The sequence below is a fragment of the Deltaproteobacteria bacterium genome, assembly GCA_029860075.1.
GTDB lineage: Bacteria > Desulfobacterota > JADFVX01 > JADFVX01 > JADFVX01 > JAOUBX01.
In genome coordinates, this window is sequence record JAOUBX010000010.1 from 22,047 (window position 1) to 44,235 (window position 22,189).

Annotated in this window: 21 protein-coding genes and 1 tRNA gene; 14 read left to right on the top strand and 8 right to left on the bottom strand. The window is 43.8% G+C overall.

Features of this window, described 5'->3' with window-relative positions:
- Nucleotides 1-113: 113 nt before the first annotated feature.
- Nucleotides 114-590: a GyrI-like domain-containing protein gene (locus OEV42_04920; GenBank protein MDH3973603.1), complete on the top strand. Its 477-nt coding sequence runs from the start codon at nt 114-116 to the stop codon at nt 588-590.
- Nucleotides 591-668: 78 nt separating this feature from the next.
- Here the strand turns inward: OEV42_04920 and zwf are convergent, their stop codons facing one another.
- Together zwf and gnd are read right to left on the bottom strand one after the other, a co-directional pair.
- Nucleotides 669-2,240, bottom strand: coding sequence for a glucose-6-phosphate dehydrogenase (gene zwf / locus OEV42_04925; protein ID MDH3973604.1), 1,572 nt, complete (start codon nt 2,238-2,240; stop codon nt 669-671).
- A 3-nt stretch (nt 2,241-2,243) separates the two neighbouring features.
- A complete protein-coding gene (gene gnd / locus OEV42_04930; protein MDH3973605.1) occupies nt 2,244-3,212 on the bottom strand; it encodes a decarboxylating 6-phosphogluconate dehydrogenase in 969 nt (322 codons plus the stop codon).
- Nucleotides 3,213-3,454: 242 nt separating this feature from the next.
- Between gnd and OEV42_04935 the strand changes: the two genes are divergently transcribed.
- A complete protein-coding gene (locus tag OEV42_04935; GenBank protein ID MDH3973606.1) occupies nt 3,455-3,703 on the top strand; it encodes a YfhL family 4Fe-4S dicluster ferredoxin in 249 nt (82 codons plus the stop codon).
- Between the two features lie 33 nt (nt 3,704-3,736).
- On the opposite strand, the gene OEV42_04940 is transcribed toward OEV42_04935, so the two are convergent.
- Nucleotides 3,737-6,037, bottom strand: coding sequence for an alpha/beta fold hydrolase (locus tag OEV42_04940; GenBank protein ID MDH3973607.1), 2,301 nt, complete (start codon nt 6,035-6,037; stop codon nt 3,737-3,739).
- 212 nt (nt 6,038-6,249) lie between these two features.
- On the opposite strand from OEV42_04940, the gene argS reads away from it, so the two are divergent.
- Both argS and OEV42_04950 read left to right on the top strand, forming a co-directional pair.
- Entirely contained in the window at nt 6,250-7,944 is a 1,695-nt protein-coding gene (gene argS, locus OEV42_04945) for an arginine--tRNA ligase (protein MDH3973608.1), read from the top strand.
- 5 nt (nt 7,945-7,949) lie between these two features.
- Nucleotides 7,950-8,591, top strand: coding sequence for an SPOR domain-containing protein (locus OEV42_04950; GenBank protein MDH3973609.1), 642 nt, complete (start codon nt 7,950-7,952; stop codon nt 8,589-8,591).
- A gap of 169 nt (nt 8,592-8,760) precedes the next feature.
- Here the strand turns inward: OEV42_04950 and OEV42_04955 are convergent, their stop codons facing one another.
- Together OEV42_04955 and OEV42_04960 are read right to left on the bottom strand one after the other, a co-directional pair.
- Nucleotides 8,761-10,266: a leucyl aminopeptidase gene (locus OEV42_04955; protein MDH3973610.1), complete on the bottom strand. Its 1,506-nt coding sequence runs from the start codon at nt 10,264-10,266 to the stop codon at nt 8,761-8,763.
- Nucleotides 10,267-10,491: 225 nt separating this feature from the next.
- Nucleotides 10,492-10,773, bottom strand: a complete 282-nt coding sequence (locus OEV42_04960; GenBank protein MDH3973611.1) for a hypothetical protein — start codon at nt 10,771-10,773, stop codon at nt 10,492-10,494.
- A gap of 273 nt (nt 10,774-11,046) precedes the next feature.
- Between OEV42_04960 and gap the strand changes: the two genes are divergently transcribed.
- The 5 genes from gap to OEV42_04985 all read left to right on the top strand — a co-directional run bounded on the left by gap (nt 11,047) and on the right by OEV42_04985 (nt 14,703).
- A complete protein-coding gene (gap, locus tag OEV42_04965; GenBank protein MDH3973612.1) occupies nt 11,047-12,045 on the top strand; it encodes a type I glyceraldehyde-3-phosphate dehydrogenase in 999 nt (332 codons plus the stop codon).
- Between the two features lie 166 nt (nt 12,046-12,211).
- Nucleotides 12,212-13,420, top strand: coding sequence for a phosphoglycerate kinase (locus tag OEV42_04970; protein ID MDH3973613.1), 1,209 nt, complete (start codon nt 12,212-12,214; stop codon nt 13,418-13,420).
- Nucleotides 13,420-14,181 carry a triose-phosphate isomerase gene (gene tpiA, locus OEV42_04975; GenBank protein ID MDH3973614.1) on the top strand — a complete coding sequence of 254 codons (762 nt, stop codon included), beginning with the start codon at nt 13,420-13,422 and terminating at the stop codon, nt 14,179-14,181. Before OEV42_04970 ends, tpiA begins: the two co-directional genes overlap by 1 nt.
- Nucleotides 14,182-14,189: 8 nt before the next feature.
- Nucleotides 14,190-14,537, top strand: coding sequence for a preprotein translocase subunit SecG (gene secG, locus OEV42_04980; protein ID MDH3973615.1), 348 nt, complete (start codon nt 14,190-14,192; stop codon nt 14,535-14,537).
- A gap of 79 nt (nt 14,538-14,616) precedes the next feature.
- A tRNA-Leu gene (locus OEV42_04985) sits at nt 14,617-14,703 on the top strand.
- A 163-nt stretch (nt 14,704-14,866) separates the two neighbouring features.
- On the opposite strand, the gene OEV42_04990 is transcribed toward OEV42_04985, so the two are convergent.
- Nucleotides 14,867-15,253 (bottom strand): helix-turn-helix transcriptional regulator, encoded by a 387-nt coding sequence (locus OEV42_04990; GenBank protein MDH3973616.1) that lies wholly within the window; start codon nt 15,251-15,253, stop codon nt 14,867-14,869.
- A gap of 562 nt (nt 15,254-15,815) precedes the next feature.
- Here OEV42_04990 and OEV42_04995 point away from each other — a divergent pair.
- From OEV42_04995 to OEV42_05015, 5 genes are all read left to right on the top strand, one after another.
- Nucleotides 15,816-18,161: a PAS domain S-box protein gene (locus tag OEV42_04995; protein ID MDH3973617.1), complete on the top strand. Its 2,346-nt coding sequence runs from the start codon at nt 15,816-15,818 to the stop codon at nt 18,159-18,161.
- A 227-nt stretch (nt 18,162-18,388) separates the two neighbouring features.
- Nucleotides 18,389-19,018, top strand: a complete 630-nt coding sequence (locus OEV42_05000; protein ID MDH3973618.1) for a response regulator transcription factor — start codon at nt 18,389-18,391, stop codon at nt 19,016-19,018.
- 397 nt (nt 19,019-19,415) lie between these two features.
- A complete protein-coding gene (locus OEV42_05005; GenBank protein MDH3973619.1) occupies nt 19,416-19,766 on the top strand; it encodes a response regulator in 351 nt (116 codons plus the stop codon).
- A gap of 41 nt (nt 19,767-19,807) precedes the next feature.
- Complete coding sequence (locus tag OEV42_05010; protein MDH3973620.1) at nt 19,808-20,227, top strand: response regulator; 420 nt, start codon at nt 19,808-19,810, stop codon at nt 20,225-20,227.
- Nucleotides 20,228-20,479: 252 nt separating this feature from the next.
- Nucleotides 20,480-20,863 carry a response regulator gene (locus OEV42_05015; protein MDH3973621.1) on the top strand — a complete coding sequence of 128 codons (384 nt, stop codon included), beginning with the start codon at nt 20,480-20,482 and terminating at the stop codon, nt 20,861-20,863.
- Between the two features lie 119 nt (nt 20,864-20,982).
- Here the strand turns inward: OEV42_05015 and OEV42_05020 are convergent, their stop codons facing one another.
- Nucleotides 20,983-21,375 (bottom strand): DUF2784 domain-containing protein, encoded by a 393-nt coding sequence (locus OEV42_05020; protein ID MDH3973622.1) that lies wholly within the window; start codon nt 21,373-21,375, stop codon nt 20,983-20,985.
- Nucleotides 21,376-21,447: 72 nt separating this feature from the next.
- Entirely contained in the window at nt 21,448-22,134 is a 687-nt protein-coding gene (locus tag OEV42_05025; GenBank protein MDH3973623.1) for a SagB/ThcOx family dehydrogenase, read from the bottom strand.
- Between the last annotated feature and the right edge of the window lie 55 nt (nt 22,135-22,189).

The window sequence follows — 22,189 nt, forward strand, 5'->3', positions numbered from 1 at the left end:
CACTGCGGTGAGGGAGTTGGACCCGGTCCTGCAGCGTGCGCAATGCGCACGATTGGAAGACAAATATCATTGCGCGCATGACGCACACTATAAATCTATTTTAAGGAGCTGTGATGGATACAAGGATTGAAGTGATTGAGGAAAAGAAATTCGTCGGTATGCGGCTGGAGACGAGCCTTTCAAAGGACAAGACCCGGGAATTATGGGAAACCTTTATGCCAATGATGGGGCAAATCAAAAACAGGTTAGATTCAGGTTTCTATTCCATCAATATATTTGGTGACTTAACAGATTTTAGACAATTTACCCCGCATACGCTCTTTGAGAGATGGGCAGCTGTTGAAGTTTCTGATTTTGAAGGTGTCCCTGATGAAATGGAGACTTATCTTCTGCCGCCGGGGAAGTATGCTGTTTTTATTCATAAAGGGCCTGCTTCCAACTTTGTTAAAACCTCGCAATATATATTCGCAAGCTGGCTGCCAAATTCCAAATATGAACTGGACCTGCGGGCGCATTTTGAAATCATGGGAGAAAATTACCGGCCTGATGATCCAAATGCCACGGAAGAGATATGGATTCCCATAAGGTAAGGTTGGTTGGCTTGAAGAATAAAAACCCGGCGCGTGAATTAAGTCTTCCTCTTAACCCCGCTACAGTTTAAATTTCTTTTAAAGCCCCCGCCACTTGCGTCCATCCTTGCCGATAAGCCTGTCTGCCAGTTCAGGCCCCTGGCTTCCCGACTCATACATTTCAAAAGGTGCAGATTTCGGGTCCGATTCTATCGCTTCAAGCACCGGCGTGAGGAGCTTCCAGGCATAATCGACGCCGTCTTCACGGACAAAGAGGGTATGGTCCCCTTCGAGGCAATCGATGAGGACTCTTTCATAGGCATCGACGCCGGCACCGCTGTAAAAATCCTTGTATTTAAAGTCCATTACCACTTCCCTGAGACAGACCTTTGTGCCGGGCATCTTGGTCTGTAGCGTAAGTTTTATTCCCTCGTCAGGCTGAATGGTAAAAACGAGCGTATTGGGATTGATCTCATCTTCCATGACGTTTCTGAACATGAAGTGGGGCACATGCCGGAACTGGACGGCAATTTCCGTTTTTCGCCTTGCCAGTCTTTTCCCGGAGCGCAGGTAGAAGGGAACGCCCTTCCAGCGCCAGTTGTCCAGGTAAAGCTTGATAGCTGCGTAGGTGGCTGTATGGGAGTTATCCTTTATGTCCTCTTCATCCCTGTAGGAAATAACGGCGTTATCATCTATCGCGCCTTTGTCGTATTGCCCGAGGGCAAGGTGCTTATTTATTTCACTCAAAGGGATAGGGCGAATCGACCTTAAGACCTTTACCTTTTCATCTCTCACGGCATCGGCCTCAAAGGCGGCAGGCGGCTCCATGGCTGTCAGTGCTACGAGTTGCAGCATGTGGTTCTGGAACATGTCCCGCATAACGCCCGATTTATCGTAATAACCGGCCCTGTTTTCGATTCCTATCGATTCGGCTGTCGTAATCTGCACATGGTCGATGTAGCGCCTGTCCCAGATGGGTTCAAAAATGCTGTTGGCAAAGCGGAACATGAGAATGTCCTGTACCGTCTCTTTTCCAAGATAATGATCTATCCTGAAAATCTGGTTTTCCTTAAAATAATGACGAATGTGGGCATTCAGCGCTCTTGCAGAATCAAGGTCCCGGCCGAAGGGTTTTTCAATAACGATTCTGCGCCAGCCGCCGTTTTCCATGGAGAGGTGGGAGAGACCGAGATTTTCCGTAATCGTCGTATAGACGGAAGGTGGCGTTGAAAGGTAGTAAATCCTGTTCCCGCCGGGAATGCCTTCGCTTTCAAGTTCCTTGAGTTTATGAGACAGTTTTTCATAAGCAGTAAGGTCGGAATAATCAAGCTGCTCATAGTAGAGTGTTGACAGGAATTCTTTTATTTTATTCTCTTTGTTTTTAAAAGCAGAATCATTGCCGAGGGCCTTTTTCATTTTATCTCTGAAAGCGTCATTGCCCATGTCCTTTCGTCCTGTTCCGACAATGAGAAATTCAGAGGGCAGGAGACCGTTAATATAAAGCCTGAATAGGGAGGGGATGAGCTTTCTCTTCGTCAGGTCTCCCGATGCGCCGAAGATGACGATTGCGCAGGGTTCTGTGGCCCTTTCAATTTGACAGGGTGATTTTTTTTCTCTCTCAGTTGCTTTAATGGTTGCCTGAGCGGGGGAGCTATCTTCAACCTTAGCCATTTTTTACTCCTTGTCTGCCCTGGCATGGCTTACTGCTCCTGCTCCTTTTGAGGTGAGCTTACTCTCCTCACCCTTCCTCACCACGGCATGGCCTCCAAATTCCCGCCTCATGGCGGCAAGGACCCTGTCGGCAAAGGTGTTTTCCATGCGGGAACGGAATCTTTCAAAAAGAGAAAGCGTAATGACCGGGGCAGGGACTCCGGACTCAACGGCCTGCTGCACCGTCCATCTTCCTTCACCGGAGTCTTCTACATAGCCCCGGATTTCCTCTAGTTCGGGATCTTTTGAGAACGCTTCTTCGCAAAGTTCGAGAAGCCATGACCGGACCACGCTTCCCCGGTTCCAGAGGTGTGATACCCGGCCCATGTCCAGCTTGTTGCCGTAGGGTGACCCTTTGAGTATTTCGAAACCCTCGGCATAGGCCTGCATCATGCCGTATTCAACGCCGTTATGGACCATCTTGACGAAATGCCCTGCGCCGGAAGGGCCGCAATGAAGGTAGCCTCCTTCGGGAGCCAGCGTTTTTAAAATGGGTTCTATGTGATTAAAGGCTTCTTTTTCGCCACCCACCATGGTGCAGTAACCGATTTCAAGGCCCCAGATGCCGCCGCTCACACCGGCATCGATGTAGACTATTCCTTTCTTTGCCAGTATTTCCGATCGTCTTGTGTCGTCCTTGTAGTAACTGTTTCCCCCTTCGACGATAATGTCTCCTTTATCAATGTATTTTGTAAATTCCTTAATATGATTATCGACGATTTCTCCGGCAGGAAGCATAAGCCAGATGATTCTTGGCGGTTTAAGGCGATGTGCCACTTCCTCCAGGCTATAGCAGCCGCCGGCCCCTTCCGATACAAGTTCATCGGTTTTTTCCGGACTCCGGTTATAAACCATGACCTCATGACCACCTTTTAGAAGGCGTCTTGCCATGTTGGCTCCCATTCTTCCCAAACCGACTATAGCTAGCTGCATTTGTCCTGACCTCCTCATTCTTTGAAAAAACGCTGTTTTTTTCTTCTATTTACTCATTCAGTGAACTTTAAAATTGTGTAATTGTCAAGTTAGTTGTTCAACACTGCAAAGGCTCTCTTTTTTTATCACAAAATGGAAGACAAAAAAAATAATATCAATCCGGAATAATTTTTTCTTGATATTATCTTTTTCACTTTGTATATTTGTTTTAAAAAATGAGAACAACAATATAGGAGGTAACAATGGCTTTAATGATAAATGAAGATTGCGTCAACTGCGGTGTCTGTGAACCCGAGTGCCCCAATGACGCAATTTCAGAAGGTGATGACATTTACGTAATAGACCCTGATCTCTGTACCGAGTGTCACGGAGCCTTTGATGAGGCACAGTGTGTCAGTGTGTGTCCCGTAGATTCATGTGTCCCCGATCCAAATCATGAAGAGGATACTGCTGCTCTTCAGGCGAAATACGACAAGATTCACGGATCTTAATATAAAAAGCCCCTTTCAAAAAGGGGCTTTTTATTATCTTTTCCCCAGAAACTCCACTATGGCATCAAATACGGGCAACTCTTCGTCAAGAGTGATGACGTGTTTGTCGATATCTACTTTCAACAAGCTTTTATCTTGAGCAGGAACTCTTTCAAAAGCTTCATAAGTTGCTTTGGGATCTACCGTAAACTCATGTTCCGCCTGAATAAAAAGTGTGGGCACATTGAGTTTTTCAATGTAGTCTCTTGATTCTCTTGTTGTCTGGTAGAGTTCAAAGAGCCCATGGTAGGGGATCTGGCTGTAGTTGATGTCAGGGTTTTCGGGCATCGAATTAATGTAAGGCCAGTCCGCTTTTAATTCTGCAAAGACCCTGTAAAGCCTTTGTGCTGCATCGACATAGGTAACGTATGGCAATCGCTTGTCCTTTACCCTGAAAGCGGGAGCAATGGCCACAAAGCCTGATACAATGACAGGGCTTGCAGTCATTGCCATGAGACTAAGGAGTGCACCCATCGAATTCCCGATGACGAAGAACCTGGGGCAGTACCGGGAAATCAGCGCAAGACCGAGGGAAACTTCTTTCAGCCATTCTTTCCTGCTTCTTTCCCTCATATCAGCCGGTGATGTGCCGTGGCCCGGCAGCCGCAGGCCATAGACTTCGTACCCTTTTTTAAAGAGCCCTTCACCGATAACCTTCATTTCAGCAGGGTTTGCCGAAAAACCATGGACAAGCAGCACGCCCCGTCTTTTTTTATATGCTTTTCCCGTACGGTAAAAAAAGGGTTCTCCCGAGCTTGTTCTTTTTTCTGATTTATTGATGTCGTCATATTCCGGGGCGGTAAATTTGAGCAGGTCGCCTTCAAAAATTTTATGGGCCCTGCGCTCCAGCAAGAGGGAAACTTTTTCCTCGATGACACTTTTTTCATCGCTGTAGAGCCTGTCAATTGCCTCGATGGCTTTGGGAACGGATTGGGCCTCATTGTCAAGGACCATGGCCGGATTTTCTATGCGTATAACGTCAAAGGGGAAATCTTCTTCCAGCTTTTCTTTTAAGATAAAGGACCTTTTTTCTTTGATTTCCAGTATCCCTGCTTTTTCAAAACGTTCAAGCATCTTGAGGAGATGAGGTTCATCTCCTGTAATGATGGAGTTAATGTAATCTCTTTTTTTAATGCTCCTGTGCAGGTGAAGGTCAAATACATTTCTAAGATCGCATATGCAGGCAAAGAGAAGCGATCTTAAATATTCTATTTGAAACTCTCTCTTTTTATTTTTCCGGTTAAGATCATAGAGCGCATGGGCGATGAGGTGGCCGAGGTTGATTGTAGTCAGGTCATAAATGGCCTCCATATAGTCATCTCTTATTTTTTCCGTGCATTTCCTGATCCAGCCATAGATGGCAGAGTCAAACTTTTTTCTAACCAGTTCAGGTGTTATTTTTGTAAGAAACCTCCCCTTTCCCCTGGTAAGCAGGTCCGCATCATAGCGAAGTTTTAATATGATTTTGTAGCCCCTGGCAAGGTAATCTTCAACCCTGATGGGGTTGCCGAAACGCACGTCCATATCGGTCTGTTTAAGAAGAATATTTCCCTCGATCTTCAGTTCTTCGAGAATTCTCTTTGATTTTACGCCTGAATATTTCTGCACATATTTTTCAAGGATATTTTCATCTCTTCTCATAGGATAGAAGGTAATGTTGGCAGGAATTATTTCAACACTCTTTTTTGCAAAAGCATCTGTTTCCTCTATCGTTTTGAAGGTGGAAAACTTGCTCCTGTAGTATTTAACCATGACATCATCATTCTTCTCTCTTGCCATGAGGTAGAGGTCGCGGAGCATTCTGCTCTTGAGAGCAATAACGGCAGCTCCTGTGTGAGGCTTCCTCCTGTAACCACCCTCTCTCTTATAGATATTCAGCCTTCCTTTCCGGTCACGGACCCTGCGGTCCTTGATCATGGCTCCTTCCGGGAAAATGACCAGCTTATGCCCATGGTTAAGTTCCTCTACCATGAAGTCCATCATGTTGGGAAGATTATCGGGCACAGCGCCTACACTGCTTAAATAATCACGGAGCATGGAATCGTTGAAAAGGGAGGCATCTGCAACAGAGCGGCAGAAAACCTTTTTTCTGTCGTAGAGTACGTACTGGGGAATGAAGGTCTCGAATCTTGTAAAGTGGTTAAAAAGGAAAATGCTTCCGCTGCTGCTCTGGTCGGTGAGGCCGTGAATGTTTAAATTAAGCGGAGATAAATTGATAAGGACCTTTAGGGCGGAATAGGTAAACTTGTAATTTTGGGCATTAATTTTATATTTGTTTTTATCGGACTCTGACATGCTTCCACCCTTTTTATGGCATTGAATACAGATTTAGATAAAATATATTATATACTGACGGGAGCTGCAATATCTTTTGTAAATAAGAGGGTGAAAGTGAGATGAAAAATGCCTTTTCAAATGGAAGCCCTTTTTTTGCAAAAAAACAGGCCTTATGGTAATATTGCTCGCTAATTTCGAAAAAAAGTAAATAGGGATTGGATTAAAAAAGAATGAAATCATCAATTACGGAACTATTCAGTCATGCCGTGGAAAAAAGCTTTCACGGGGAACATGGCCTGCCTTCTGTCTTTCTTGAGAGGCCGAAAAACAAGGAACATGGTGACTATGCCCTCAATATTGCCATGGTTCTTGCCTCCAAGCTAAAGAAAAATCCGAGAGAAATTGCAAAAACGATCATAGAAAACGTTGTCGATGAAGATAATATTATCAAAGAACTTGGCATTGCCGGTCCGGGTTTTATCAATATTACCCTGTCGGAACGATACTGGCAGGGCATACTGACCAATATTTACGAAGCGGGTGAGCGATATGGTGAAGGGACTATCGGTAACAATGAAAAGGTAAATATCGAGTTTGTCAGCGCCAATCCGACGGGGCCCCTTCATGTCGGTCACGGCAGAGGCGCCGCCGTGGGAGATGCCCTTGCAAGGGTACTCTCGGCAGCCGGCTTTGACGTGACAAGGGAATATTACTGGAATGATGCCGGCAGCCAGATCAGGAACCTCGGCGTATCCATAAACTATAGGGTCCGTGAAAAAAGAGGCATTGATTCAAAAGGCATTCCCTTTCCCGATTATGGTTATCAGGGTGACTATGTAGAAAAGGTGGCTTTAACATTAATCGATGAATCGTTACTTGATTTTGATAAAGTCGGTTTTCTCAGTGATGATGAACTTGTCGATTCGTCCAATCCTCTTGCCTTGTCTTCGGGCTTTGCCGCCTCGAAAATACTTAAGTCCCGGATTATGGGCACGCTGAAAAGCTTCGGCGGGATTGTTTTTGACGTGGAGCAGAGTGAAAAGGAACTCCATGAAATTGGAGAAGTTGCATCGGCCATCGATTACCTCGATAAAAAGGGGCTTATTAAAGTGGAAGCCGGCGCCAAATGGTTTAAGTCGAGCGATTTTGGCGATGAGAAGGACAGGGTTGTTGTTAAGGAAGATGGTTCCCTTACCTATCTTGCGGCAGATATTGCCTACCACAAAAAGAAGCTCGACGGAGGTTTTGACAGGATCATCGATGTGTGGGGCGCTGATCATCACGGTTACATACCGAGAGTAAAAGGGGCCATTGAGGCCATGGGCTCTGATCCCGGCAAGTTTGACGTTCTTCTTATCCAGATGGTTACTCTTACGAGGGAGGGCAAGCCTGTTCCCATGTCGAAACGGTCGGGTTCTTTTGTTACCCTTAACGAGGTTATCGAAGAGGTTGGAAGTGATGCGGCCAGGTTTTTCTTTCTTATGAGGCGCTATGACAGCCAGCTTGAATTCGACCTTGAGCTTGCCAAGAAAAGTACGGCTGACAATCCCGTATTCTATGTTCAGTATATGCATGCAAGAATATGCAGCATTCTCGGTCATGCAAAAGAGGCTTCCCTGGAAATTCCTTCTCCCGCGTCGGTGAATCTTGCCCTCCTTTTAGAAGCCGAAGAAATAGATATTATCAAGCAACTTGCCGCCTATCCTGAAGTGGTGGAAGGCAGCGCCCTTTCCATGGAGCCTCACAGGCTGACTATTTACCTGACTAACCTTGCTATTGCTTTCCACAGTTACTACAATAAAACAAGGATAGTCGTTGATGATAAAGAACTCAGCCGGGCCAGGCTTTTTATGGTTTGCGGCGTAAAGACGGTTGTGAAAAATGCGCTTGCCCTTCTCGGTATCTCCGCACCTGAAAAAATGTAGGCCTAATGAGGAAAACACAGAAAAAACTTGTTTTTGAACTCAATGCAAAGCAGATTCTCCTTGTTTTGACCGGCCTCTTTATTGTTGGTTTTATGGTGTTTAAAATCGGCGTTGTTACCGGTTCCAGGGCTGCCAGGGCAGAGATGCTGCAAGCCAGGCTGAAGGAAGACCCCCGCCGGAAGATCACGGCGCCTTCACTGTTGAAGAAAGAAAAAACAGTTCATAAAGAGAAGAAAAAGCTTGAAATAGAAGGCATTCTCTTAAAGGCAAATGAAGAGGATAAAAAGAAGGAACAGAAAAAAAAGTTACCCCGGCCCGAAAAGGTAAAGGCTGAGGAAAAAAAGAGGGTGGCGTCATCTGAAAAAAAAGCACGCCCCGGAACGGTTAAAGTTAAACCGCCAAAGGTAACGGATAAGCATTACTTTGTTCAGGTTGCCTCCTTCCCCAATAGCGCCGATGCCCGTAAGCGAGGGGCAGAACTGGAGAGCAAAGGTTACCGTGTCGTTATTGTCAAGGCGGATATTCCCGGAAAAGGAACTTATCACAGGGTCCGGCTGGGACCCTTTGGCTCGCTTGCCAAAGCGAAATCTTTTGCCCTTAAGTTTGAAAAGAAGGAAAAGGCCTCGACATTTATTCCGATTGACTAGGAGCCTGCCGGACTTAGGGCAAATCTGCTGCGAAAAAGCCCTTTTAGCCGGATTTCCCGATTAAATTCGTTAAATATGTTCAACATTCGCCTCATTTAATCAAAAAATCTGACTCAAAATAGCTTTTTCTCTGAACGGTTTCACGGTAAAAGCGAGTGAAGAATCGGGATCAGGATGAAAGCGTATTTTCAAGGTACCTGATGATAAGCCTGATGCCCACCCCGGCTGCTCCCTTCGGTATGAAAGGTTTTCCCTTTTTTTCCCAGGCTGTTCCTGCAATGTCGATATGAGCCCAGTGATATTTAGTTGCAAACTTGTCGAGAAAGGCGGCAGCTGTTATGGCGCCTGCTGCCTTGCCGCCTACATTCTTCATGTCGGCCACATCGCTGCTGATCTGTTTTTTGTAAGGTTCCCAAAGAGGTAACTCCCATAGTTTTTCCCCTGATTCTTCACCGGCCTTGACAAGCTCTTTTTTAAGGCCTTCATTGTTTCCGAGCAGTCCTGATGCATGGTTGCCCAGGGCAATAATGCAGGCGCCTGTGAGGGTCGCAATATCAATAACGGCTTTGGGCTTGAAACGTTCAGCATAGGTCAGCGCATCGGCCAGTATGAGCCTCCCTTCTGCATCTGTGTTCAAAACTTCAATAGTCTGACCTGACATGGATGTTAAAATGTCTCCCGGTTTGTAAGCCCGCCCTCCGGGCAGGTTTTCCGTGGCAGGCACAAGGGCGATGAGATTGACAGGGAGCTTTAGGGATGCCGCTGCCATTACTGCGCCGATAGCTGCCGCTCCTCCCGACATGTCTGTTTTCATCTCTTCCATGCCGGGAGAAGGCTTTATGGAAATACCTCCGCTGTCAAAGGTAACGGCCTTTCCTGCAAGGACGTAAGGCTGATCCTTCTCTTTCCCTCCCCAATATTCGAGAATAATCAGTTTGGGAGGTTCGGAACTTCCCCGGGAAACGCCCAGCAGGGCGCCCATTCCCAGTTCTTTCATATCTTCTTTTTCGAGCACCCTTGTTTTAATTCCCCTTTCCTTAGCCATGTCCCGGGTTTTTTTGGCAATATAGGAAGGTGTCGCTACGTTGCCGGGGTTTGAGATGAGATCTCTTGCAAAATAAACGCTTTCAGACAGTTTGAGGCCCTTTAATGCGCCTTTTTCGATTTTTCCGGGTCCCTTGCATTTGAGGGGCAAAACGATATTTAATAGTTTGATTCTTTTTGATTTTTCTTTTTTGTCTGTTTTGAAATCATCGAAAGCATAAAGAGAAAGCATGGTCCCTTCAACAACTGTCTGCGCCGAGTCGGGAGGGGTTAATATTTCCGCCGTCATCTCTGTAAGCGTGGTAGATAAGATTTTAACGCCCATTTTTTTGGCTTTAGATGCGGCCGTGCCTGAAGCTTCTCTTAGTTTGTCCCTGTTGAATTCACGCTTGTTTCCAAGGCCGATGAGAAGGATTCTTTCTGCCGATAGCTTGCCGCCGCTATAAAAAACAACGGTCTGGTTAAGCTTTCCTTTGAAATCGCCCGATTTTGTTGCGCTTGAGATCAGCCCGTCCATGACTTCATCGATTTCATCAATGAGAGGGTTTTCTCCCCTGCCTTCAAAACGTCCAATAATGAGACACTCTGTTTTATGGACAATCAAATTTTTTCTTAAAACCTTTAACTCCATATGAAAGGCTCCTCTAAAATAGTTTCAGAAAAAAGAATAATTTGTTCAGATTTTCCTTTTTTACAAGTTTCCCATAAAAAAAATAAAAAAACAATATTCAATAGCCTCTTTGATCGGGGTCCCTCCCTTTGTCCAGCTGAATGGCCTTTGAAGAGTACGCTCTGTTACCGGTATACCAATAAGAGGTTCTTTTATTCATAATAGGGTAAGAATAAAGGAAAATACTTACTTTTTTTTGCCATTTTCAACTTTTGTATTACCTTCTCTTAAAAAAGCGGCGAAAGTATTTGTGCTTTTGTCCAGGTAGGCTTCAATTTCATCGACAAAGGCGTCGAACTGGCCAAGCGTTGGGTCTATGTTGAGACGGGCGAAACGGTTAATAATAATGTGCATAATGAGGAGTTTTTCAATCTGGTGAGGATTAAAAGATTTGTTTGTAAAAAAGTTGTTGAGACGCTGCAACTTCCTGAAAAGCTCCTTTTCATCATCTGTGAAGATAAGGTCCATACCATTTCCCTTCTTATGAAAAAGTATAGCAGAAGATTTTGTCCGGGCAAGTGAGCGCTCTCTTTGACAATTATCAAAAGCTTGTTAAACTTGTAATTGTAAGGGGCAAAAAAAGGCTCCTCCAGAGAGGTGTTTTTCTGGTTCTTTCCCCTTTTATTTAAGCTTTGTCCGCTTTTTTATGATTTATTGGCAATAAAGGAAAAAATATTTGACTATAATGGTGAATAGAGTATAATTCCATTCTCTATTTATACGATTTTTCGGGAGGAAAAGATGTCTGTAAAAGTTGGGATCAACGGGTTTGGCAGGATTGGCAGGAATGTTTTCAGAGTGTTGAGTAAGAATAATAATATTGAGGTGGTGGCTATAAATGATTTAACCGATGCAGGAACGCTGGCCCACCTTTTGAAATATGATTCCGTTCAGGGTATTTTCGATGCCGCTATTGAAGCAAGGGAACACTCCATCGTTGTGAACGGGAAAGAGATTGCCATCAGTGCGGAAAGAGATCCCGCTGCTATTCCCTGGAAGGACAACGGTGTCGATGTCGTTCTTGAATGCACAGGGTTGTTTACTAAAAGAGAGGCCGCTTCAAAGCATTTGGCTGGTGATGTTAAGAAGGTGATTATCTCTGCGCCGGCGACAGACCCTGACCTTACTGTCGTTGTCGGCGTCAATGATTCCGAGTATGACGGCAGTAAGCACAGCATTATATCCAATGCGTCCTGTACGACCAATTGCCTGGCCCCTGTCGCCAGGGTGCTTGAGGAGAACTTTGGCATAAAGCGGGGTCTGATGACGACCATTCATTCTTATACAAATGACCAGAATATTCTGGACCTTCCTCATAAGGATATGCGGCGAGCCAGAGCGGCTGCACTTTCCATGATTCCCACAACAACGGGCGCTGCAAAAGCCGTTTCACTTGTTTTGCCTGAACTGAAAGGCAAGCTTGACGGGATGGCTGTCAGGGTTCCCACACCGAACGTATCCCTCGTTGATCTGGTGGCAGAGCTTGATAAAGAAGTGACTGCTGAAGAGATTAACGGCGCCGTCAAGGCGGCATCGGAGGGAAAGATGAAGGGGATATTGCAGTATTGCAATGAACCTCTTGTCTCTATCGACTTTAACGGTAATCCTCACTCCTCTATTTTTGATGCAAAGTCGACAGTGGTGATTGAGAAAAACCTCGTAAAGGTGCTTTCCTGGTATGATAACGAGTGGGGCTTCTCAAACCGAATGGTAGATTTGCTGGAAATTATCACCAAATAGCTGCCTTGCAGACAGTGTCAGGGGTGATGTAGCGTTTCCCTCCCTCCATTAAGGATTTAGAAGTGAAAATGCCTTCAGGAAACTTTTCTGACTTTATGTTTTTTGCTGAAAGGGGCAAACATAAAGGCGGTTATATAAAGGATTTAAGGAATTTAGCTTGGAAAAGATCAGCTATATAGATGACGTTGACCTTCGGGAAAAAAGGGTGCTTATCAGGGTAGACTTTAATGTTCCCGTAGATGAAAATGGAAATATTACTGATGATACACGGATAAGGGGATCGCTTCCGACAATCAATTATGCCCTTGACGAAGGCGCTAAAGTCATTCTCATGTCCCATATGGGCAGGCCCAAAGGGAATGTGGTGCCTTCCCTGTCGCTTTCGCCTGTTGCCAAACGTTTGGGAAGGCTGCTTCATAAAGAGGTGCAGATGGCGCCTGACTGTATCGGTTCCCAGGTTGAATCGATGATTCAGGGCATGTTGTCCGGTGAAATTGTTCTTCTTGAAAACCTGCGATTTCATGGTGAAGAAGAAAATAATGACAGCAATTTTGGTAAAAAACTGGCTTCACTTTGCCATGTTTATGTTAATGATGCCTTTGGGACAGCCCACAGGGCGCACGCTTCAAATGCTGCCATTATAAATTATGTTGATGAATCGGTCGCCGGTTTTCTTATGAGAGACGAAATTACCTATTTTGAGCGGTCCATGGAAAACCCTATGAGGCCGCTTGTTGCTGTGATTGGAGGCGCAAAGGTATCGGGCAAGCTCAAAGCCGTCGAGAACCTGCTTCATAAGGTCGATAAGCTGATAATCGGTGGCGGCATGGCTTTTACCTTTCTTAAGGCCTGGGGATATAATGTGGGCAAGTCGCTTGTTGAAGAAGAAATGATTGATGTGGCCTTTAATGTGATTGAAAAGGCCAAAAAAAGCAGAATAAAGCTCTATCTCCCTATTGACTGCGTTGTAGCAGACAGGTTTGACGCCAATGCAGAAACAAAAGTGCTGCCTATTCAGGAGATACCTGATGAATGGATGGGGCTCGACATCGGTCCGGCGACTACAACGCTTTTTGCCGAGGCTTTGCAAAATGCAAAGACAATCATCTGGAATGGCCCCATGGGAGTATTCGAGATGGATGCTTTCAGCCGGGGTACTTACGCTATGGTATCGAATGTAGCCAATTCGTATGCCCTGACTATTGTCGGTGGTGGTGATACGGACGTTGCTATTCACAGGGTCGGTGAATCATCAAAAATTTCCTACATATCTACCGGGGGTGGTGCCTTCCTTGAACTTCTTGAGGGAAAACAGTTGCCTGCCTTTAAAGCGCTCATGGAAAGCAGTGAAAAAAAGAGGGGAGAAATGTCCTGATGGGAAGAAAACCGGTTATTGCAGGTAATTGGAAGATGCATACTCTGCCTTCAGAAGGGGCGCGGCTTGCTGCCGACCTTGCGCGTTTGCTTAAGGAAGTTGATGGAGTCGATGTTGTTATTGCTCCTCCTTATACCCACCTTTCTCCGGTTGAGCAGCGCATTAAAAGCAGTCCTGTTAAACTTGCCGCTCAAAATTTGAATGCCAATGATTTTGGCGCCTATACGGGTGAAGTATCATGCCCCATGCTAAAAGAACTGGGCTGTGAATATGTTATAATCGGTCATTCCGAGAGAAGGCAATACTATGGAGAGACCGATCAATCTGTTAATGAAAAGGTTCAGGCTGCCGTCAGTCATAATCTTATACCCATTCTTTGTGTTGGTGAGACACTGGATGAGAGAGAGTCGGGCAGGACCCTTGATGTTATTCTCAGTCAGCTCGAAGGTGGTTTAAAGGGCTTGTCAAAAGAGTCGGCCATGATTATAATAGTTGCCTACGAGCCGGTCTGGGCTATTGGTACGGGAAAGACGGCTACTGACGAGCAGGCTCAGGAAGTTCATCTTTTTATCAGGAATTCGCTTTCCAGGCTCTTTGATGAAGGACTTTCCCGTGCTGCAAGGATATTGTATGGAGGCAGCGTTAAGCCGGAAAATATTGATGGGCTTATGACACAGCCGGACATAGATGGCGCTCTTGTTGGTGGTGCGAGCCTTAAAGCGGAAATTTTTGAAAGAATAGTAAAGTTTAAGAAAGGTTAAATAAAATAATGGATACACTGATTTTGGTAGTTCATCTCATCGTTTCTCTCTTTTTAATTGTTGTTGTACTCTTGCAGGCCGGTAAAGGCGCAAGTATAGGCGCATCTTTCGGCGGCAGCAACCAGACACTTTTTGGGACTTCGCAGGGTTCTTTTGTCGGAAAGACGACAGCCGTTGCAGCAACCTTGTTTATGCTGACATCACTTTCCCTTGCCTATATTTCATCTTCAGCATCCAGTTCTTCCGTTATGGAAGGTTATGAAACACCGGCTCCCATTGAATCACTGGACCTGGGCAGCCAAATGCCTGATCAGGGCGCTGCCGGTGAGGGACAGGAAGCGCCAAAAGCAGAATAGTCTTTTTGTGGCGCTGCAAATATTGTTGACCTTTTGCTGCAAAAATGTTACCTTATCGATCCTCGTAAATCATCAAATTGCCGAAGTGGTGGAACTGGTAGACACGCTATCTTGAGGGGGTAGTGGGAGTATTCCTGTGCGAGTTCGAGTCTCGCCTTCGGCACCAAGCATAAATAAAAAAGGTTCTTGAATAATCAAGAACCTTTTTTTATGGACAATGATGAATACCCCCCCCCCTTTTACCTGTTCCGAAAAACAGGTCACTTATCATATCCGGCCCGGCATATCCGGCCCGGGGATTTCTTTTCAGGCGAATTAAGCAGTAAAGCTTAGTCGTCAGATTTGAAGCAGACTAATAAATCATCAATGACTTTAACGATTTTTTTGAAAGCGTCTTTATCTTTTTTGCTTAATTCCTGGAGACAGGCCATGATATATGCCACATCTTCATTAAGGAGGTCTTCTGTGAAAATTTTTCTTTGATCAATCCCTTCACCCCTGGAACTGGAAGCAGACGTGAATGGATACAAAATTTCAACATCCACACAGAGGCCATTAGCTATTTTTTCCAGGGTTGGAATGTAGGGATTTCTGATTTTTCCGGACTCGATTTTTGAGATATAGGTCCTGTCTATACCGCACTTCTTGCTTAACTGTTCCAGTGTAAGCTTTTTTTGTTTCCTTATTTTTCTTATTTTCGTTCCAAAATTATTCATAGCACCTTTTTAAATAATTAGAATTAGAGATGTTGTTGGGTTGATACAATAAAAATGTCGTAAGCAGTATAAATGTTAGAAATACGGCAAAAAAATTAACTTACGATAAAAATACTAATAATCACAAAGTTTTGCAAGCTTAAAATGAGATAGATAATATTTTTTTATATTGTTTCTCTGCCTTCTGCCTGCTCTATATGCGGCACGTGATCTATTATATTCCGCAGGCCATTCACCCCTGGGGCTACGTAATTTGGCTGTGCCTTATTGCTTCTGTCGCAGTCGATTTGCCTGGTAGCCCTTATTCCTCCTTGCTTAATTATCCCGGAGAAAGATACTTCTGTCAAATGCTTGCAAAAAAAAAATCTCATACTGACAGGTACGGGAGAAGTGATTGTGCTATATCGGCCAATGCTGCTTCAGGCTTAAATGTACAATTTTATTGCTATATTTCAATAATTTGTTATTGTTAAGGCATAATTTTGAATAGATAATTTTAGTTGAAATAATCTATTTTTTATCTAATTATTTAAAAAGTTATTTAAGAAAAGGTGTTGAAGTTTTGTCAGATAGTTTATGTGATACACCAAGTCCCCTGAAGATTCTCCTCGTAGAGGATGTCACCTTTGATAGAGCCCTTTTTAGAGAGGCCTTAAAAAAAAGTCCTGTCAATATTGATATTACTGATTGTACAGGAGCAGAAGAGGCTTTGAAAATTCTGGATAGTGATCCTTCCTCATATAATGTCATTGTCATTGATCATACTTTACCGGGCATATCGGGCCTTGAACTTTCCAGGATTATTATTTCAAAAGGCCTGAATATTCCCATTATACTCCTTACAGGAACAGGTTCTGAAGAGATAGCCTCAGAAGCGATAAAAATAGGAATTAATGACTACATTATCAAGGGAAGTGACAGCCATACAAAAATGCTTCCCTTTCATATAAACAGAGTATTTCAGGAAGATATCTCGCGTAAGTGCCATCTGGAATCTCAAAAAGAACTTAACTATCAAAGAGTGCTCCTGGAAGGGATATTCAGCCATACTCCTGATGCCATGATCGTTGCTGATAAAGATAATCGTATTATCATGTGCAACCCGGCATCAAGGACTCTGTTCGGCTATTCTGATGAAGAAATGATTGGTGAGAAGGTTGATTTTCTTTATGATGAGAATACCCGTTTCGCGTTTAAGGGAAAATTATATATAAGGGATAGTTTAAACAGGTCCATTCCATCGGTAATGATGTACAGACGAAAAAAGGGAGAGGTATTTCTCGGTGAAACGATTGCTTCATTGATTAAAGGCACATATGGTGAGGTCATCGCCTATTTCAGTCACATAAGAGATCTTTCAGATAGAGAAAAAGTGGAAGAAACAAAAAAAAGACAGTTTCAGATTAATAATGTTTTGCACTCTATACTTCAAATATCTTTTGAGCCTTTGTCACTAAGTGCAGTTATTGATTATACATTGAAAGCGGTCCTTTCCATACCCGGTCTCTCATTTTTAAAGAAAGGCGCCATTTTTTTAACTGATGAAGATGGTAAGTATTTAAAACTTGAAGCGCAACTCGGGCTCAATGAAGAGAGTCTGAGTTCTTGCGGGGCCTTGCGGTCAGGACAATGTGACTGCCAGTGGATTCAATCTAAAAATATTTCCGCTCATATAGGGAGAACTTCTTTATCAGAGAAAGTTGAATATAGCAACATGGATCATGAGGGACATTATTGTGTTCCCATTCTTTCCGGAAATCAGGCCATGGGTATAATCAACACGACTATTGAGGCGGGTCATGAAAAAAGACCTGAAGAAGAATGGCTGTTAAATATGGTTGCCAATACGCTTGCCGGCATTATAGAGAGGAAGAGGGCTGAAGATAAACTGAGGTTTCTCGGCAAAGCGATAGAGACTACCAATATGGGCGTTACTATTTCTGATCTTACCGGGAAAATAATTTATGTTAATCCTGCGGAAGCAGAAATGCACGGTTATCGTGTAAATGAAATTTTAGGGCAAAAGACGGATATATTTGCCCCTGCCGAGATTGTCAAACCGCTTGGTTTGGATCAGTTGCCTGAACTGAGTGACAGAAGAAGAGAAAGTATCAATGTTCGTAAAGACGGAAGTCGTTTTCCTGTTTATCTCTTGTCGGATGTTGTTAATGATGAGCAGGGAAACCCTGTCGGATTTGTAACCACCTGTGAAGACATTACGAAGCGTAAAAAGGCTGAAGAAGAACTGAAGGATTCTTATGAGCAGATCAGAAATCTTGCCAAGCACCTTGAAACAGCGCGTGAAGAAGAAAGAAAGCGGGTTTCAAGAGACATTCATGATGAACTGGGGCAGATGCTTACAGTGATTAGTTTCGATGTTGCCTGGCTTGCTGGAAAAATTAATAAAAAGGACCAGGCTGCCCGGAATAAGATCAAGGAAACAATGGAGCATATCGATCTTCTTATTGAAAAAGTCCAGGCAATTACATCTGAATTGCGACCTGCTATCCTTGATAACCTCGGTCTCGTTGCCGGTATGGAATGGCATGCCGGCCGCTTTGAAAAATCAACGGATATCAAATGTATTGTGAATATTTTGAACGAAATACCCGAACTGGATGAAGCTTTGTCTACAGAGATATTCAGAATCTTTCAGGAGTCTCTTACTAATGCCGCAAGGCATTCAAAGGCCACAAAAGTGGTTGTTAATATGAAGAAGGTTAACAACAGATTGAGCCTTATTATTCGAGACAATGGTGAGGGCATTGAAGAGGAAAAAATTAAGGCCCTGTCTTCCGTCGGTATTATCGGTATGCGTGAACGGATAAGACCCTGGGGAGGTAAACTTGATATTACCGGAGTAAGGGGTGTAGGCACAACGGTTGAAATAATAATTCCCACCTGCTGAAGAAAATCCATTTTAGCAATATATGTCGCACATTTAGCAATATATGTCGCGCATTTGCATGAAAAATATGCTATAAGTTTTGATTAATAAATCACTTCGTTGTGATCAATAAAACACTTCGTCGTAAAGAGCGGATTCTAGCTGCGGGTTTGTCTTTTCTCTCCGATTGTGAGACTACGAGGACTTTACCCTGTGAGAATTCTTTTAACAATTAATATGTGGTACAGATGATTAATTTATTAATTGCAGATGACCACCCTATTGTGCGGCAAGGCTTAAAACAGATCTTGAGCAACTCTGGAGATATTAAAGTTGTTGCTGAAGCTGAAACCTGCCAGGAAACCCTGAACAAGGTTAATAATAACAAATATGATGTTATCTTGCTGGACCTCTCCATGCCCGGACGGGGAGGACTGGAGATAATCCAGGACATCAAAAATTCTAAGCACCAGCCACCGATCCTTATTTTAACGGCCTACGCAGAGGAGCAGTATGCTTTGCGGGCCCTTAAATCAGGCGCCTCGGGCTATCTGGTTAAAAAAAGCGCACCTCATGAGCTGGTGACTGCCATTAAAAGGGTATCCTCAGGAGGTAAGTATATAAGCCTGGCTCTTGCTGAAAAGCTGGCATTCAGTCTTGCTTCTGATGTAAAGCTTCCCCATGAATCTCTGTCTAACCGTGAATACCAGGTTATGTCAATGATAGCCTCAGGGAAAATGGTTAATGAAATTGCCGGTGAGCTTTCCCTTAGCGTCAAAACAATCAGTACCCACAGGGCAAGAATTCTTAATAAAATGGGGATGAAAAGCAATGCCGAGATAACCTATTATGCCATTAAACAGGGGCTGGTAGATTGATTTATCGGCTTTACCTCCTTAACCGTCTCCCGCAGTTTAATTCTCACCACAGCTATGAGTGATTTTTATCGCATGTTGAAAATAGGGGCAGTTTATAACCACCCTATTGCAAAGGAAGGCTTAACGCATGTTTTGGCTGATTCTTACCAAAGTATCCTTGTTCATGCTGCTGAATCCTGATTGATCACATTGAATGAGTACTAGGAATCTGTCCTACAAGAAATACTAAATAGGACTACGCGCTTTTATTGTCAGGACTACAGGAAATACAGACACCTTCCCATTTTATTACCGGCATTGTTTAAGTATTATTAAAGTAAGCTTCCTTTTACAGATTCCCATGGCAGCTATCCCATCTTGAAAAGTTATATTAATTTTCATTATGAAGAGAGGACTTATGAAAAAAAGAACTGTACTTATTGTCGATGATGAACCTGGAATTCTCCGTTCTCTGGCTTTGTACCTTAAAGATGAATTTCGTGTATTAAAGGCTGCATCAGGCCTTGAAGCCTGGCAGGTTATTCAGCGGCTGCACATAGATTGGCTTGTAACGGATTTAAAAATGCCCGGTATGGGAGGCCTGGAATTATTGGAAAAGGTGAGAGGCAGCGGTTACAAAATGAAAGTTATTTTGTCATCAGGTTATGTCAATGATGTTGAAGACAAGGTCTGTCTTCTGAAGATTGATCATTGTCTTCAAAAACCTTATTCACCCATTACGCTTGTAGAAATACTGAGGTCCTGCTGAAAAGAAGCCATTTGGTAATCATAGAGTAAAGGGAGGTAATTATGGAAAAGGAAACGATTCTAATCGTAGAGGATGATGAAAGGTTTAGGAAAATGCTTTCCTTTTTATTTATTGCCAAAGGTTTCAATGTCAAGACCGCCTGTGATGGTATGGATGCCTGGGATTATCTTGCAGAGAATAGGCCTTCATTAATTATTCTTGATCTCGTTATGCCCGGAATGGATGGATTTTCACTCTATAAAAGAATCAAGGAGCAGGACAGGTTAAATATGATGCCCGTGATCATTTTAACGGGGCTTTCAATGCAGGAGATTATTGGAAAATTTGAGTCTGTTGATTTAAAGCGCTACTTGAGAAAGCCTTTCAGGACGGCTGACATTATGACAATGACGGCCGACGTCCTCAACAATCAGGGGGAGAAGCGGTCACTGCAAAGGTTGCATCCAGGCCAGGGAACATAATGAAGCAGGCAAAACTTAAGGGAAGCTCTAATAATTTATGGTCCCTGTCTGCGGGTTCAAAAAAGTGAACTTTTACGTTAAAAGTTTTACCTCCAGACTTGCTCTCGTCTGTTATTTTTACTTTGAACCTGATTTTGTTAATTCCTTTATATTCTATGAATTATTAGAGGTTCCCTTAAGTTAATAGAGGTGCTGAGAGTATGGGGGATCAGGACATTATTTTTTCACTCAAGCCATGAGGAGGTTAAGATTATGAAATGTTTGGCCATAGATGATTCAAGCACTGTTCGATTAGCTCTCAAACTTGTCCTGGAAAGTCAGGGTTATAAGATGGACATGGCCGTTGATGGTGAAGATGCTATGAGAAAAATCAGGGTGTCAAGTGATTTTGATCTGATTATTACCGACATTAATATGCCTAATATGGATGGTCTTGCTTTTATTAAAGAAATCAGAACGTTTTCCAATTACAGTTCGACTCCCATACTTGTTGTAAGCACTGAAACAAAACCCGAAAAGATGGAGGAAGGGAAAAAGGCAGGTGCAAGCGGCTGGATTGCAAAACCTTTTAAACCTAATGAACTGATAAGCATATTAAAGAGTATAAAAGAAAAAGTCTCTTCTCAGGTCGCCTGAAGAATACTTTAGATATGACGGTTTTATGTAAGAAAAGAGGCTGTATATTTTATCGCCTCCCTTCCCTTGATATTGCCCAGTTGCGGCGCCGGTCTTTCAGGATTCATAATTTCCTCAATTCATGAATCCACCCCCAGCCGGCGCCGCTTATTTTTATTCCACTTTAGCCAGATGAGGAAGTAAATAGAGATATTTACGAGAAGCAGCGCTGTGCCGAGCAGTAGCTGAATTTCCCTGGTAAGCTCACCGGGATAGATGACAGGCAGGAGGTAATGTTCAATAAAACTTCTATTATATCCCGTTTCCCCTGCCATTGCTCTTAACCTGTTTTCAAGGGGGGTAAGGGGACAGATCCAATGGAAATATTCTATCAGTATCCCCCACAGCAGAAGAGGAAGATGAAAGCAGGCGGCCTTTTTCCATTTAAATGTCAAAAGACCGCCGAATATGATGAAGAGTATGAAAAGGAAGTGGATAAGGAGGACAATGTCGGCAAGAAGCGTATAATTCATTTTCTTGGCGCTTTATGCGGGAAGGACCGTTGACGTAACTTTAATGGTAAAAGGTTTTTCACAGAAACCTGCTTATTTTTCTTTCCCCATTGTTCCGACAGGCATGATGCCCAGCGGTTCTTCATGTATATTGAGAACTTTCTTTACCCCCCTATCGTAAAAAGCGCCGACAAATACGGTGCCGAGATCAAGTGAGCGGGCCTGTAAATAGATGTTTTGAGCAATATGGCCCACTTCCATGTGAACATAGCGAATGCCTCTGTCCCTGTATTTTACGGTCGTTCGCTCATATACAGCTGTTATGATGATGACGGCAGCGCCCTCTTTGATGCACTCCTGCCCGAGCGCTGCTTCTGCCAGCTTATCTCTAAAGTCCCCTTCTGCAACTGTCTGCATATCATGCTCCTCAGGTCTGTATCGGTAAATGCCCTGGGGGAGGTTTTCCACGTAGCCTGCAAGGAGGTAGATTTCCATAGGGTAAAGGGCGCCCGCCGAAGGGGCCGTTCTCATACCGTCGGAAGACGTTATTCCCTGAGCAGCCCAGAGCAGTTGAGACACTTGGGCAAGTCTTAACTTTTTGCCGGAATATTCCCTTACAGATCTTCTTTTTTGAAGTGTTTTTTCAAGTGAAAACTTGCCATTTAAAATTGGTGGAGGCAGCTTAATGGATTCCGGTATTGTTTTGTTTTTTGCCATAAGCGAACCTGTCAGGGCCAATAATATAATACAAGCTGAAGCAGTTTTTTTCAGTATGCTCATTTCCAAAGCCTTTCCAGGGGGAAGGACTGTACAAAAAGAAGCAGAACTCTCTCCA